This is a genomic window from Superficieibacter electus, from assembly GCF_002915575.1.
GTDB classification, from domain to species: domain Bacteria; phylum Pseudomonadota; class Gammaproteobacteria; order Enterobacterales; family Enterobacteriaceae; genus Superficieibacter; species Superficieibacter electus.
Map to the genome: position 1 here is coordinate 36384 of NZ_PQGD01000020.1, position 13783 is coordinate 50166.

15 protein-coding genes are annotated in these 13783 nt (G+C 52.6%); 9 read left to right on the plus strand and 6 right to left on the minus strand.

The window, feature by feature from the left end:
- Positions 1–220: 220 nt before the first annotated feature.
- Both bglK and CHU32_RS21255 read left to right on the plus strand, forming a co-directional pair.
- Positions 221–1114: a beta-glucoside kinase BglK gene (gene bglK, locus CHU32_RS21250; RefSeq protein WP_103677892.1), complete on the plus strand. Its 894-nt coding sequence runs from the start codon at positions 221–223 to the stop codon at positions 1112–1114.
- Positions 1115–1124: 10 nt separating this feature from the next.
- Positions 1125–2555 (plus strand): 6-phospho-beta-glucosidase, encoded by a 1431-nt coding sequence (locus CHU32_RS21255; protein ID WP_103677893.1) that lies wholly within the window; start codon positions 1125–1127, stop codon positions 2553–2555.
- A gap of 33 nt (positions 2556–2588) precedes the next feature.
- On the opposite strand, the gene CHU32_RS21260 is transcribed toward CHU32_RS21255, so the two are convergent.
- Entirely contained in the window at positions 2589–3362 is a 774-nt protein-coding gene (locus CHU32_RS21260) for a hypothetical protein (protein ID WP_103677894.1), read from the minus strand.
- A 169-nt stretch (positions 3363–3531) separates the two neighbouring features.
- Between CHU32_RS21260 and upp the strand changes: the two genes are divergently transcribed.
- The 3 genes from upp to CHU32_RS21275 all read left to right on the plus strand — a co-directional run bounded on the left by upp (position 3532) and on the right by CHU32_RS21275 (position 6324).
- The gene (gene upp, locus CHU32_RS21265; RefSeq protein WP_103750926.1) at positions 3532–4158 is read left to right on the plus strand and encodes a uracil phosphoribosyltransferase; all 627 of its coding nucleotides are present in this window, start codon (positions 3532–3534) and stop codon (positions 4156–4158) included.
- Positions 4159–4241: 83 nt separating this feature from the next.
- Positions 4242–5522, plus strand: coding sequence for a uracil permease (uraA, locus tag CHU32_RS21270; protein ID WP_103677896.1), 1281 nt, complete (start codon positions 4242–4244; stop codon positions 5520–5522).
- A 100-nt stretch (positions 5523–5622) separates the two neighbouring features.
- A complete protein-coding gene (locus tag CHU32_RS21275) occupies positions 5623–6324 on the plus strand; it encodes a DnaA inactivator Hda (protein ID WP_103677897.1) in 702 nt (233 codons plus the stop codon).
- 15 nt (positions 6325–6339) lie between these two features.
- Here CHU32_RS21275 and CHU32_RS21280 read toward each other — a convergent pair whose 3' ends face one another.
- From CHU32_RS21280 to bepA, 3 genes are all read right to left on the minus strand, one after another.
- The gene (locus CHU32_RS21280) at positions 6340–6537 is read right to left on the minus strand and encodes a hypothetical protein (RefSeq protein ID WP_133159279.1); all 198 of its coding nucleotides are present in this window, start codon (positions 6535–6537) and stop codon (positions 6340–6342) included.
- Between the two features lie 134 nt (positions 6538–6671).
- A complete protein-coding gene (gene arsC / locus CHU32_RS21285) occupies positions 6672–7031 on the minus strand; it encodes an arsenate reductase (glutaredoxin) (RefSeq protein WP_103677899.1) in 360 nt (119 codons plus the stop codon).
- 9 nt (positions 7032–7040) lie between these two features.
- Complete coding sequence (gene bepA / locus CHU32_RS21290) at positions 7041–8504, minus strand: beta-barrel assembly-enhancing protease (RefSeq protein WP_103677900.1); 1464 nt, start codon at positions 8502–8504, stop codon at positions 7041–7043.
- 217 nt (positions 8505–8721) lie between these two features.
- Between bepA and CHU32_RS21295 the strand changes: the two genes are divergently transcribed.
- Positions 8722–9783, plus strand: a complete 1062-nt coding sequence (locus tag CHU32_RS21295) for an AI-2E family transporter (RefSeq protein WP_103677901.1) — start codon at positions 8722–8724, stop codon at positions 9781–9783.
- Positions 9784–9824: 41 nt separating this feature from the next.
- Here the strand turns inward: CHU32_RS21295 and bcp are convergent, their stop codons facing one another.
- Together bcp and CHU32_RS21305 are read right to left on the minus strand one after the other, a co-directional pair.
- Positions 9825–10295 carry a thioredoxin-dependent thiol peroxidase gene (bcp, locus tag CHU32_RS21300; RefSeq protein ID WP_103677902.1) on the minus strand — a complete coding sequence of 157 codons (471 nt, stop codon included), beginning with the start codon at positions 10293–10295 and terminating at the stop codon, positions 9825–9827.
- A 2-nt stretch (positions 10296–10297) separates the two neighbouring features.
- Positions 10298–10867, minus strand: coding sequence for a glycine cleavage system transcriptional repressor (locus tag CHU32_RS21305; protein ID WP_218113784.1), 570 nt, complete (start codon positions 10865–10867; stop codon positions 10298–10300).
- 145 nt (positions 10868–11012) lie between these two features.
- Here CHU32_RS21305 and dapA point away from each other — a divergent pair, with 145 nt between their 5' ends.
- The 3 genes from dapA (at position 11013) to purC (ending at position 13764) form a co-directional block, all read left to right on the plus strand.
- Positions 11013–11891 (plus strand): 4-hydroxy-tetrahydrodipicolinate synthase, encoded by an 879-nt coding sequence (gene dapA / locus CHU32_RS21310; RefSeq protein WP_103677903.1) that lies wholly within the window; start codon positions 11013–11015, stop codon positions 11889–11891.
- 16 nt (positions 11892–11907) lie between these two features.
- Positions 11908–12942, plus strand: coding sequence for an outer membrane protein assembly factor BamC (gene bamC / locus CHU32_RS21315; RefSeq protein WP_103677904.1), 1035 nt, complete (start codon positions 11908–11910; stop codon positions 12940–12942).
- A 108-nt stretch (positions 12943–13050) separates the two neighbouring features.
- Complete coding sequence (gene purC, locus CHU32_RS21320) at positions 13051–13764, plus strand: phosphoribosylaminoimidazolesuccinocarboxamide synthase (RefSeq protein ID WP_103677905.1); 714 nt, start codon at positions 13051–13053, stop codon at positions 13762–13764.
- The last annotated feature ends 19 nt before the right edge of the window (positions 13765–13783 follow it).

The following is a 13783-nucleotide window of genomic DNA, read 5'->3' on the forward strand; positions in this document are numbered from 1 at the left end:
TTCTAACAGGGAAAGCAAACGTTTGCGAGTGTGCTTTACGTATGCTGTCAATCCGCAGCGAAGAAGACAAATTTGATACTGTTCACGAAAATGAAACCGGGTACAGTCTTGCGCTTGCCTCTGTAGCCGGGAGCAATCATCATGTTACTGAAACCGGTTTCTGTTTTTGTTACAGACCTCAGGAACCGGGGGCTGACGGGATTCAGGAGGATGAAACAGGATGAAACTTGCCGCATTTGATATCGGTGGGACCGCCTTAAAAATGGGCGTGGTGACAGACGGCGGAGAACTGCTGGAGAAAGGGAAGCAGGTCATTAATCATAGCGATGGCGACCAGATCCTTGAAGCCATGCTTGCCTGGATTACTGCACATCCCGCGTGTGAAGGCGTTGCCATTAGCGCTCCGGGGTATATCAATCCGCACAGTGGATATATTGAAATGGGCGGAGCCATCCGCAAGTTCAATCATTTTGCCATTAAAGACTGGCTTGAAGAGCGAATCCGGCTTCCTGTCGCCATCGAAAATGATGCTAACTGTGTGCTGCTGGCCGAACGCTGGCAGGGTAAGGGTGCTAACCTCTCCGATTTTCTGGTTATGACCATCGGTACCGGTATCGGTGGCGCGGTTTTCTGCAATAACAAACTCCTTCACGGGGCGCATTTTCGCGGCGGTGAGTTTGGTTATATGTTGACCGAGCGCGCGGGACCCCGCGATGTTCCTCGCTATACCATGAATTCTACCTGCACATTGCGTGTACTACGCAATTACTATGCTGAACACATCGGAAAACCGCTGGAAGAGGTCAGCGGCGAAGACATTTTCGACCGTTTTGATGCGGGCGATGTTGTTTGTCAGCGGCTGGTCACTGATTTCTTCAATGGCCTGGGTACGGGCCTTTACAACCTCGTCAATATATTCGATCCGCAGGCGATTTTGCTCGGCGGCGGCATTGTCGAGCGTCCAGGTTTTCTGACGCTGCTGCGTGAGCATCTGGCCTGGTTTGGTATTGCAGACACCATCGATACCGTCAGCCAGGGCAACGATGCCGGGCTGATTGGCGCAGTCTACCATTTTAATCAGCAACACCGGTCGCCAGACGGCGACCGTTTATGAGGGAGAGAACATGTCCGGACTTAAAGAAGGTTTTCTGTGGGGCGGTGCGGTTGCCGCGCACCAGCTGGAAGGTGGCTGGCAGGAGGGGGGCAAAGGCGCAAGCGTGGCCGATGTCATGACCGCTGGCGCGCACGGTGTGGCACGTGAAATTACCGATGGTGTGCTGCCGGGTAAAAACTACCCTAACCACGAAGCCATTGATTTTTATCATCGCTACAAAGACGATATCAAATTGTTCGCTGAGATGGGCTATAAGTGCTTCCGTACGTCTATCGCCTGGACGCGTATTTTCCCACTGGGTGATGAACTGGAACCGAACGAAGCGGGTCTGCAATTCTATGATGACCTGTTTGACGAATGCCTGAAATATGGCATCGAACCAGTAATTACGCTTTCTCACTTCGAGATGCCTTATCATCTGGTGACCGAGTACGGCGGCTGGCGCAACCGTAAGCTGATCGATTTCTTTGTGCGTTTCGCGAAGGTCGTCTTCACCCGCTATCAGCATAAAGTGAAGTACTGGATGACCTTCAACGAGATCAATAACCAGGCGAACTATCACGAAGATTTTGCCCCCTTCACCAACTCTGGACTGAAATACGCGCCGGGTGAAGATCGCGAGCCGGTGATGTATCAGGCGGCGCACTACGAGCTGGTAGCCAGTGCGCTGGCAGTGAAAGCAGCAAAAGAGATCAATCCTTCGCTGCTGGTTGGCTGCATGATCGCTATGTGTCCGATATACCCACTGAGCTGTGCGCCAAACGATATGATGATGGCCATGAACGCCATGCATCGTCGCTACTGGTTTACCGATGTCCACGTTCGCGGCACTTATCCGCAGCATCTGCTGAAGTATTTTGAGCGTCGCGGTTTTAAACTGGATATCACTGATGAAGATCGCGCCGCGCTGAAGCAGGGCTGCGTTGATTACATCGGCTTTAGTTACTACATGTCGTTTGCGACGAAAGCCACGGCGGATAATCCGCAGCTTGATTATGATGAAACGAAGAGCCTGGTCTCCAACCCGCATGTGCAGAAATCCGACTGGGGCTGGCAGATTGACCCGGTGGGCTTGCGTTACTCGTTGAACTGGTTCTGGGACCATTATCAACTGCCGCTGTTTATTGTCGAAAACGGCTTTGGTGCCATTGATGTGCTGGAGAAAGACGGTTCAGTGGATGACCAGTACCGTATTGATTATCTCTCCGCTCACATTGCTGAAATGAAAAAAGCGGTAGTGGAAGATGGCGTAGATCTGATGGGCTACACGCCGTGGGGCTGTATCGACCTGGTTTCCGCCGGTACTGGCGAGATGAAAAAACGCTACGGCTTTATCTACGTTGATAAAGACAACGAGGGTAACGGTACGCTGGCACGCAGCCGCAAAAAATCGTTTAACTGGTATAAGCAGGTGATTGCCTCTAACGGCGAACAGCTGTAATCACGGTATTTAGCGGCCAGTATTCGCTGGCCGCTAAATACTGCTTTTCTTTTTTTTGTGCCGACGCCGACGATCCTCAACGGTATAAATAATCCAGGAACGCTGCGTTTTTCTGCCGTGTACCACAACAACCTCGCTTTTGCCTGCGCGACAGCTAATCACTCGCTTTTGATTAAGCAGCGTGAAGGCGTCCTTTTCACATGCGGTATCCAGCAGTAACTGCCCCGTCTGGTCGTCGTAAATATGATACCAGCACTCTTTCAATACTGGCGGTGGGGGCCGTTGGAATCTGCGTTTTACTTTTTCGGCTGCAAGGATAAGTGAGATGCCAAATGCGCCGAGGAGCGTTAATGACCAGAACGCGAAAGGAAAGAAAAAAAAGTCTTTGTGATAATCGAACCAGGGATCGCGGCAGAGCTTAATCATGGCTGGATTGCTTTTCACGTAATCGAGGCAAATGGTTTTGTTTTCGCCCGGATTATAGACAATATCCTGAAATTGCGCCGTTCGTTTACGGCCATTTACCTGATATTCCACGGTAAACGAGTAGTGATTGCTACAATTAGCCGAGCGACCTCGCAGTTGACACAACCCTTTCTCTGCGGCTTGTTCCGGCGTGATGTAGTCCAGGTGGTAAATCTGCGCACTGGTCGGCACTGCGTGGCGTTGCATCTGTACTTCGTCGTAAATCACCCAACCGAGCCAAAGGCTAAAAATCACCAAAGCGACCTGATAACCTCTGACTAATACCTTCTCAAAGAGGGGCGTCGATGCCTGAATATCGTCTTTCGTTTTCCATTTTCTCATGATGTGCGCATCCTGGCGCTAAAGCAGGCCAATGCTGAGAATCGTTAATCTATTCCCGCTAACCACTTCTATGCTTGATCAATATCAAACAAAAAAATATTGTCGATCAAAAGAAAGGCGGTATAATCCGTCGATTTTTTTTGTGGCTGCCCCTCAAAGGAGAAAGAGAATGAAGATCGTTGAAGTGAAACACCCACTCGTCAAACACAAGCTGGGTCTGATGCGTGAGCAGGATGTCAGCACTAAACGCTTTCGCGAACTTGCCTCTGAAGTGGGTAGCCTGTTGACCTATGAAGCAACCGCCGATCTGGAAACCGAGAAAGTCACTATCGAAGGCTGGAACGGCCCGGTAGAAATCGACCAGATCAAAGGTAAGAAAATCACTGTTGTGCCTATCCTGCGCGCCGGTCTCGGCATGATGGAAGGCGTACTGGAGAACGTGCCGAGCGCGCGTATCAGCGTTGTCGGCATGTACCGTAACGAAGAAACCCTTGAGCCAGTACCGTATTTTCAGAAGCTGGTGTCCAACATTGATGAGCGTATGGCGCTGATTGTTGACCCGATGCTGGCGACCGGCGGTTCGGTAATTGCCACTATCGACCTGCTGAAAAACGCAGGCTGCACCAGTATTAAAGTGCTGGTTCTGGTCGCTGCGCCGGAAGGCATTGCCGCGCTGGAGAAAGCGCACCCCGACGTTGAACTGTATACCGCGTCCATTGACCAGGGGCTTAACGAGCACGGATACATTATTCCGGGCCTCGGCGATGCCGGCGACAAGCTCTTTGGTACGAAATAAATGAATAAATAAAAAAAGCCGACTTTAAGAGTCGGCTTTTTTTTGAGTAAAACAATCCACATACAACATTCAGAGGTAATACTATGACGCGCCGTGCTATCGGGGTGAGTGAAAGACCGCCGCTTTTACAGACAATCCCGCTTAGTTTGCAGCACCTGTTTGCGATGTTTGGCGCAACAGTGCTGGTGCCTGTTTTATTTCATATTAACCCGGCTACCGTGCTGCTGTTTAATGGCGTCGGTACGCTGCTTTATCTCTTTATTTGTAAAGGCAAAATTCCGGCTTATCTCGGATCGAGTTTTGCGTTTATCTCGCCGGTGATGCTGCTTTTGCCGCTGGGCTATGAAGTGGCGCTTGGCGGCTTCATTATGTGCGGCGTGCTGTTTTGTCTGGTGTCATTTATTGTCAAAAAAGCCGGTTCTGGCTGGCTGGACGTGATGTTCCCACCTGCGGCGATGGGGGCCATTGTTGCAGTCATCGGTCTGGAACTCGCCGGTGTAGCGGCGAATATGGCGGGCTTGCTGCCGCCGGAAGGGCAATCTGCCGATAGCAAAACCATTATTATCTCGCTGGTCACGCTGGCGGTGACGGTGTTTGGCTCCGTACTGTTTCGCGGTTTCCTGGCGATTATCCCGATCCTGATTGGGGTACTGGTGGGCTATGCGCTTTCCTTCGTGATGGGCATTGTCGATACCACGCCGATTGCTCAGGCCCACTGGTTTGCGCTGCCAACGTTCTATACGCCGCGCTTTGAGTGGTTTGCCATCTTTACTATTCTGCCAGCTGCGCTGGTGGTGATTGCCGAACACGTCGGGCATCTGGTGGTGACGGCTAACATTGTTAAAAAAGACCTGATTCGCGATCCGGGCCTGCACCGTTCGATGTTTGCCAACGGCCTGTCGACCATCGTTTCCGGTTTCTTTGGCTCCACGCCAAATACCACTTACGGTGAAAACATCGGGGTTATGGCCATTACCCTCGTCTACAGCACCTGGGTTATCGGCGGCGCGGCGATTATTGCCATTCTGCTTTCCTGCGTGGGTAAACTGGCGGCGGCGATCCAGATTATCCCGCTGCCGGTGATGGGTGGCGTTTCGTTGCTGCTCTACGGCGTGATCGGCGCATCCGGTATCCGCGTGCTTATCGAATCAAAAGTGGATTACAGTAAAGCGCAAAACCTGATCCTGACCTCGGTTATTCTGATCATCGGCGTCAGCGGTGCGAAGGTGCATATCGGTGCTGCTGAACTGAAAGGCATGGCGCTGGCAACCGTCGTTGGGGTTGCCCTGAGCCTGATCTTCAAGCTTATCAGCGTACTACGTCCGGAAGAAGTTGTGCTGGATGCTGTGGATAAAGACGCCTAATCCGCGCGATCGTACTGCCGGGTGGCGATCCACCCGGTTCTCAGACCGCTATTTTGTGATAAACTCAGGGCGATTTTTGTAAGCTCAGACCGAGGTCCATCTGAACACACCGGCGCAGCTCTCACTGCCACTCTATCTTCCTGACGACGAAACCTTTGCCAGTTTCTGGCCGGGTGATAACCCCTCTTTGCTGGCCGCATTGCAAAATGTGCTGCGCCAGGAGCACAGCGGCTATATCTATATCTGGTCCCGGGAAGGGGCGGGGCGCAGTCATTTGTTGCATGCAGCCTGCGCCGAACTGTCCCAGCGTGGTGATGCGGTAGGTTATGTGCCGCTGGATAAACGCACCTGGTTTGTGCCGGAAGTGCTCGAAGGGATGGAGCAGCTTTCGCTGGTATGCATCGATAATATCGAATGCATTGCCGGGGATGAGCCGTGGGAAATGGCAATGTTTAATCTCTATAATCGCATCCTGGAATCGGGTAAAACCCGGCTGCTAATCACCGGCGATCGCCCACCGCGTCAGCTTAACCTGGGTCTTCCGGACCTGGCGTCACGTCTCGACTGGGGGCAAATTTATAAACTTCAGCCGTTGTCGGACGAAGACAAGCTGCAGGCGCTGCAACTGCGCGCGCGCCAGCGAGGGTTTGAGATGCCGGAAGACGTGTGCCGTTTCCTGTTAAAACGGCTGGACCGGGAAATGCGCACGTTGTTCATGACGCTCGATCAGCTTGATCGCGCGTCGATTACCGCGCAGCGCAAGCTGACTATCCCGTTTGTAAAAGATATTCTCGGCCTGTAACCCGGCCCCGGCCAATTAATGCTGGCAGTGCGAAAGCTGCGCGTCAGTCAGGCCGGTCATGTCCATCACCAGCGAGCGGCTAAGCCCTTTTTGCAGCATTAATTGCGCGATCCGTAGGGCCTCTTCCTGCTTCCCTTCAATTTTTCCTTCCAGATGCCCTTCATAATGCCCGCGTTCACGCCCCTTCTGCTCCAGATATTCTGCAATGGTCATTAGCGTCTCCTTATGTTCCGCCGAGCGATGAGCCAGTTGACGAATAAACGTTTCTGGATCGCGGCTATTACCGGCTTGCACCATATAATTCAGCAGCGTTTTCAATGGATTATTGAATAATTCTGCAGAAAATCTCAGTTTACGATTTCCAGCACCTGCTCCGGCGGTCGGCCAATCCGCGCCTGACCGTTCTTAACCACAATCGGACGTTCAATCAGTGCGGGATTTTCCACCATCGCCTGGATCAGTTCCTGCTGGCTGAGGTGCGCGTCGGCCAGATTTAACGAGCGGTAGAGATCATCTTTCTGGCGCATCAGTTCGCGTGCGTCGGTCATTCCCAGCATCTGCAATAACTCGCTAAGCGTGGCGGCGTCTGGCGGCATGTCCAGATAAAGCACAACCTCTGGATCAATACCGTTAGATTTCAGCAGGCTCAGGGTGTCGCGGCTTTTGGAGCAGCGAGGGTTATGATAAATCGTTACCGTGTCGGACATGACAACTCCTTACATTTTTTCATACGGGCGGAAGCGTTGTTGCAGCGTGCGTAGCTGGTCGATACGCGCATCATAACGCGACTGTTCCTGACTACCGAGTTTAACCTGGGCGCTGGCGCTGCTGAGCAGCGTAATGGCCTGGTCGAGACGACCCAGCAGCGCCTGGCCTTCTGCCCGCGCGGCCAGTTCACGATCGCGATGGCCGTTAGCGGCTTCTGCCTGTGCCAGAAGGTCCCAGCCGTTAGGATCGTCTTTGTAGGTAAACGTATAACGATTCAGAATGGTCGCAGCTTCATTCGTCTGGCCTGCCTGCACGTACGCGTTGGCGAGGTTAAGCTGTAACACCGGATTAGTGCGGATTTCGCGCGCAGCCTTCAGGCGAGCGATGGCGTCAGCGTTCTTCTTCTGACCCAAATCAATATCGGTGGCAAGATCAAGGTACCAGGCGTTATTCGGTTCGGCTTTCAGCAGCGGCTGTAGGGTCTGGCTGGCTTCAGCAAAGCGGCCAGCCTCCATTGCCTGTAGCGCGCGGCCATACTGCGCGGCGTGCTGCTCACGAATATTGCCCTTCGCCCAGCTATCAAGCATATCGCTGGTGAGCTGGTTACGTCCGGAATTGTACATTCCCAGCGCACGCACCTTCGCCAGATAAAAAGCGGCTGAAGACTGAACGACCACGACAGGCATCTGATTGGCGCGGTTGCGGGCATCTGACAGACGGCTTTCCGGCAGGGGGTGGGTAAGCAAAATTTCCGGCGGGCGGGAGGAGTAGCGAGCTTGATCCAGCAATTTCTCGAGAAAACCGGGCATCGCCTGCGGATCAAATCCGGAGCGTTGCAGCACCTGAATGCCGATGCGGTCGGCTTCCTGCTCGTTTTGCTGGGTGAAGGTAATGATGCCCTGACGTGAGCCAGCCAGCGTCCCGGTCAGCGCGGCCATCCCCGCCTGCGGACTGGCCATCGCCAGCAGGATAGACCCCAGCGTCCCCGCCCAGGTCAGCGGCGCGCTGTTTTTTTGATCTTCCATCGCGCGCGCCAGGTGGCGCTGGGTGACGTGGGAGATTTCGTGCGCCATGACTGACGCCAGTTGACTTTCGTTGTCAGCATAGCGGAAGAGGGCGGAATGGAGCACCACGTTGCCGCCAAAGAAGGCGAAGGCGTTAATTTCGTCGTTATTAATCAGATAAAAGTGGAACGGCGTACGCACGGAGTTGGCGTGGGCCACCAGTCGCATACCCAGAGAATTAATATACTGGACCAGCAATGGGTCGTTGATAAGCGGTGCGCTGCCACGCAGCTGGCGAACATAATAATCCCCCATTTGCATTTCCTGCGCAATGGAGAGCGTGCTTCCTGCCGAGGTGCCCATATCTGGCAGTGTATCTGCCGGATCGGCCCAGGCTGGCAGCGTTTGTCCCAGTGCCAGCGTTACGATAAGGGTTGCCATCAGCGTTTTCTTCAACTGCCTGAACATAACCTCATTCCTGTTATCTGAATTTGCCAGTTTGACCCGCAATGTCGCCTAATGTTCCACCGCCAGGTGAGCTGCGAGTGTAGCCGCCTGCCAGCGTAAAGAAAAGGTGATTGCAGTATGTTAATGTTTCCCTGATAGCACCTAAAAAGCGAAGTCTTTTTTGTGACAGTTAGATACAATTCCCGTTATTGCTCCGGTCACACGCAGGGAAGGTTTTATGCTTGAAATGTTAATGCAGTGGTATCGCCGTCGTTTTAGCGATCCGGAGGCGATTGCGCTGCTGGTCATTCTGCTGGCCGGTTTCTGTATCCTTTTTTTCTTCAGCGGCTTGCTGGCACCATTACTGGTTGCCATTGTGCTGGCTTATCTGCTCGAATGGCCTACCGCCCGATTGCAGCGCATCGGCTGCTCCCGAAGCTGGGCCGCCTCCGTTGTGCTGGTGCTGTTTGTTAGTATTCTTATGCTGATGGCGCTGGTGGTCTTTCCCGTTGCCTGGCAGCAGGGCATTTACCTCATCCGCGATATGCCAGGCATGCTAAACAAGCTGTCGGATTATGCCGCGACCCTGCCGCGGCGCTACCCGGCGTTAATGGATGCCGGCATCATTGATGCAATGGCGGAAAACATGCGTACACGGATGCTGTCGCTTGGCGACTCGGTGGTGAAGTATTCACTCGCGTCGCTGGTGGGTTTGCTGACCATCGCCGTGTACCTGGTGCTGGTGCCGCTGATGGTCTTTTTCCTTGTCAAAGACAAAGAGCAAATGCTTAACGCGGTACGGCGTATACTGCCGCGCAACCGCGGACTGGCAGGGCAGGTCTGGAAAGAAATGAATCAGCAGATCACCAATTATATTCGCGGCAAAGTGGTAGAGATGATCGTGGTCGGCGTGGCGACCTGGATTGGTTTTATTCTGTTTGGCCTCAATTACTCGCTGCTGCTGGCGGTACTGGTAGGATTCTCGGTACTCATCCCCTATATCGGCGCGTTTGTTGTTACCATTCCCGTCGTCTGCGTGGCGCTTTTTCAGTTTGGCCTCGGCACCGAGTTCTGGAGCTGTTTTGTTGTTTATTTGGTGATTCAGGGACTGGATGGCAACTTACTGGTACCCGTGCTGTTCTCGGAAGCCGTGAACCTGCATCCGCTGGTCATTATTTTGTCAGTGGTGATTTTCGGCGGGCTGTGGGGATTTTGGGGCGTCTTCTTTGCTATTCCGCTGGCCACGCTGATTAAAGCCGTAATGCATGCCTGGCCTGATGGGCTATCGCTTGAAGAGTAAATGAAGCGGCCTGTGCAGATGCAAGGCCGCATAATGCAGGATCAGGCGTTGGCTTTCACCCACGCCAGGACGATGTCATGGTGATTGCTGGTTTTGAAATCATCAAAAACATGCTCAATTTTACCGTCAGCATCAACCAAAAAGCTGATACGGTGAATGCCGTCATAGGTTTTACCCATAAACGATTTTTCTCCCCAGACCCCGAATTGTTCGCATACCTGGTGGTCTTCATCGGAAAGTAGCGTAAAGTTCAGCAACTCTTTTTCGGCAAAACGTGACAGCTTTTCTGGTTTATCCGTGCTGATGCCCAGCACATCCACACCCGCATTCTTCAAATCATCCATATTATCGCGCAAACCGCAGGCCTGTACGGTGCAGCCTGGGGTCATGGCTTTCGGGTAAAAATAAACCAACACTCGCTGCCCCTGGAAGTCGGCCAAATTTACTTGTTCACCGTCTTGATCGGGCAAGCTAAATTTCGGTGCAATATCACCGGCTTTCAGTGGATTCATCACTACACTCCATTCTGTTCATCATGCTGTGAATAATTGACGATGTTTATACTGCCTTGTGCATTCAATTCTGTACATAGTGCTTTAAACGCCTGCTCAAAAAGTGATGCGTCCTGTGAGGCGGGACTATGGGCTGTGATCTGAATAAACAACTGCGGAACAACGTTCTCATTACCGGGCTGAGTACGCGATACCAGTTCGGCAATATTCATCTCGTGAGTATAAAACAGGGTGGTGAAGCGCTCAATGAGATGCGGAGAATCGGCAACTTCTACCTGAACCCAAACCATAGACGGCGTTGCCGGGCGCAGATGAGCCTTGGTGCGCTTCATGACGATCAATAAATCCAGCTCAGCGCCTTTCAGCGGCAGCGTCGATTCGATAAGCGTTATGGCGTTCCAGCTGCCGGAAAGCAGCATAATAAAAGTGAATTCATCGCCGAGCATGGCCAGGCGACTGTCTTCGATATTACAACCGCAACTACTGACGTGACGGGTGATCGTATTCACGATTCCTGGGCGGTCAGCCCCCAGCGCTGTGATAACCAGATAGTGTTGAGATGACGCTGTCAAACCTGTTCTTCCTGTCAGAGGTAGGGTAATCATTAGGAAAGCACAAAAAAAACCGTCATACAACAGCCTCAAAGGCCTGAGTCTCTTGCTTTTATTGCGTTACCAAACGTACCATTAAGGTTCTTGTCAGCACAGAGGATGACCCATGTTCACGGGAAGTATTGTAGCGCTTGTCACACCGATGGATGAAAAAGGTAAAGTCTGCCGGTCAAGCCTGAAAAAACTGATTGATTATCATGTGGATAACGGAACGTCAGCAATAGTTTCCGTCGGCACCACGGGTGAGTCAGCCACGCTGAGCCACGATGAGCATGGCGATGTAGTGATGATGACGCTGGAGCTTGCCGATGGGCGCATCCCTGTTATCGCCGGAACGGGAGCCAATGCAACCGCAGAGGCGATTAGCCTGACCCAGCGCTTTAATAACAGCGGCATCGTGGGTTGCTTAACCGTCACGCCGTACTATAACCGTCCTACGCAGGAAGGTCTGTTCCAGCATTTCAAAGCCATTGCGGAACATACTGACCTGCCGCAAATCCTGTATAATGTGCCTTCCCGTACCGGGTGCGATATGCTGCCCGAAACCGTAGGCCGGCTGTCAAAAATAAAAAATATTGTCGGTATTAAGGAAGCGACAGGGAACTTAAGTCGTGTTCATCAGATCAAAGAGCTGGTTTCAGATGACTTTGTGCTGCTGAGCGGCGATGATGCGACTGCCATGGATTTCATGCAGCTTGGCGGGCATGGTGTTATTTCGGTGACGACTAACGTTGCAGCACGTGATATGGCTGAAATGTGCAAACTGGCGGCAGAAGGGCAGTTTGCTGAGGCTCGCGTCATTAATCAGCGCCTGATGCCGTTACACACTAAATTATTTGTCGAACCCAATCCGATCCCAGTGAAATGGGCCTGTAAGGAATTGGGACTTGTAGCGACCGATACGATGCGCCTGCCAATGACGCCGATTACCGACCATGGTCGTGACATCGTCAGGGCAGCGCTGAAGCATGCCGGATTGCTGTAAAGTTTAGGGAGATTTGATGGCTTACTCAGTACAGAAGTCGCGCCTGGCGAAGGTAGCGGGTGTTTCGCTTGTGATGCTTCTCGCCGCCTGTAATTCTGACTCGCGCTACAAGCGTCAGGTCAGTGGCGACGAGTCATACCTGGATGCGGCACCGCTTGCCGAATTACATGCGCCAGCAGGCATGATTCTGCCGGTTCAAAATGGCGACTATAATGTTCCGGTTACCAACGGTAGCGGGGCAGTAGGTAAAGCGCTGGATATTCGTCCGCCGGCTCAGCCGCTGGCGCTGGTTTCAGGTGCGCGTACCCAGTTTAACGGTGATACTTCCACCCTGCTGGTTGAAGGCAGCCGCAGCACTTCGCTGTGGCCGCAGGTGGTCAGCGTCATTCAGGCGCAGAACTACACCATCGAGAAACGTGACGATGCCAGCCAGACCCTGACAACAGATTGGGTAAACTGGAACCGTCTGGATGAAGATGAGCAGTATCGCGGTCGTTATCAAATCAGCGTGAAGACGCAAGGTTATCAGCAGGCGGTTACCGTCAAGTTGGTCAATCTTGAGCAGGCTGGCAAGCCGGTTGCCGATGTCTCTTCACTGCAGCGTTACAGTGCGCAGATGTTGAACGTGATTTCTGCAGGCCTGGATAAGAACGCCACCGATGCGCAAAATGCGGCGCAAAGCCGTACCACTGCCACGCTTGACGTGCAGAGCGCCGCCGATGATACCGGTTTACCGATGCTGGTCGTTCGTGGGCCGTTTAACACCGTCTGGCAGCGACTGCCGGCCGCGCTGGAAAAAGTGGGCATGAAAGTGACCGACAGCACCCGTTCTGAGGGAAGCCTGGAAGTTACCTACAAGCCGCTGTCTGACAGTGACTGGCAGGAACTGGGCGCGCGCGATCCGGGTCTGGTTTCCGGTGACTATAAACTGCAGGTCGGCGATCTTGATAACCGCAGCAGCTTGCAGTTCATCGACCCGAAAGGGCACACGCTGACGCAGTCGCAGAATGACGCACTGGTAGCCGTATTCCAGGCCGCATTCAGCAAGTAATTATAAGGGCTGGAGCAATCCGGCCTTTTTTTCTGCCAGCTACGCAAACGTGTGCGTAGGCAGAAAAGCTCAAATTTTAAACGTTAAATCATAGCTGGAGTAATAAAGATGCAAAAGCAAGCTGAGTTGTATCGTGGTAAGGCGAAAACCGTATACAGCACGGAAAACCCGGATCTGTTGGTGCTCGAATTCCGCAATGATACGTCAGCAGGGGATGGCGCACGCATTGAGCAATTCGATCGTAAGGGCATGGTGAATAATAAATTCAACTATTTCATTATGAGCAAGTTGCAGGAAGCGGGCATCCCTACTCAAATGGAAGCGTTGCTTTCTGACACAGAATGCCTGGTAAAAAAACTTGAGATGGTCCCGGTAGAATGCGTGGTGCGTAACCGTGCTGCCGGTTCACTGGTCAAACGCTTAGGGGTAGAAGAAGGCATCGAGCTGAATCCGCCGCTGTTCGATCTGTTCCTGAAAAACGATGCTATGCATGACCCGATGGTCAATGACTCGTATTGCGAAACTTTCGGCTGGGTAAGCAAAGAAAACCTGGCGCGCATGAAAGAGCTGACTTACAAAGCCAACGACGTGCTGAAAAAGCTGTTTGATGATGCCGGGTTGATTCTCGTTGACTTTAAACTTGAGTTTGGTCTGTATAAAGGCGAAGTGGTGCTTGGCGATGAGTTCTCTCCGGATGGCAGCCGTCTGTGGGACAAAGAAACGCTGGATAAAATGGACAAAGACCGTTTCCGCCAGAGCCTCGGCGGCGTGATAGAAGCCTATGAAGCGGTGGCTCATCGTTTGGGTGTGAAGCTGGACTAATTGGCTTTCGTTATCACTC

What these genes read in the sequence shown, in the direction of transcription:
- purC (WP_103677905.1), top strand. Translation starts at nt 13,051, where the DNA reads ATGCAAAAGCAAGCTGAGTTGTATCGTGGTAAGGCGAAAACCGTATAC.
- bcp (WP_103677902.1), bottom strand. Translation starts at nt 10,295, where the DNA reads ATGAATCCACTGAAAGCCGGTGATATTGCACCGAAATTTAGCTTGCCC.
- CHU32_RS21280 (WP_133159279.1), bottom strand. Translation starts at nt 6,537, where the DNA reads ATGACCATTGCAGAATATCTGGAGCAGAAGGGGCGTGAACGCGGGCAT.
- upp (WP_103750926.1), top strand. Translation starts at nt 3,532, where the DNA reads ATGAAGATCGTTGAAGTGAAACACCCACTCGTCAAACACAAGCTGGGT.
- CHU32_RS21260 (WP_103677894.1), bottom strand. Translation starts at nt 3,362, where the DNA reads ATGAGAAAATGGAAAACGAAAGACGATATTCAGGCATCGACGCCCCTC.
- dapA (WP_103677903.1), top strand. Translation starts at nt 11,013, where the DNA reads ATGTTCACGGGAAGTATTGTAGCGCTTGTCACACCGATGGATGAAAAA.
- arsC (WP_103677899.1), bottom strand. Translation starts at nt 7,031, where the DNA reads ATGTCCGACACGGTAACGATTTATCATAACCCTCGCTGCTCCAAAAGC.
- uraA (WP_103677896.1), top strand. Translation starts at nt 4,242, where the DNA reads ATGACGCGCCGTGCTATCGGGGTGAGTGAAAGACCGCCGCTTTTACAG.
- bepA (WP_103677900.1), bottom strand. Translation starts at nt 8,504, where the DNA reads ATGTTCAGGCAGTTGAAGAAAACGCTGATGGCAACCCTTATCGTAACG.
- bglK (WP_103677892.1), top strand. Translation starts at nt 221, where the DNA reads ATGAAACTTGCCGCATTTGATATCGGTGGGACCGCCTTAAAAATGGGC.
- bamC (WP_103677904.1), top strand. Translation starts at nt 11,908, where the DNA reads ATGGCTTACTCAGTACAGAAGTCGCGCCTGGCGAAGGTAGCGGGTGTT.
- CHU32_RS21255 (WP_103677893.1), top strand. Translation starts at nt 1,125, where the DNA reads ATGTCCGGACTTAAAGAAGGTTTTCTGTGGGGCGGTGCGGTTGCCGCG.
- CHU32_RS21295 (WP_103677901.1), top strand. Translation starts at nt 8,722, where the DNA reads ATGCTTGAAATGTTAATGCAGTGGTATCGCCGTCGTTTTAGCGATCCG.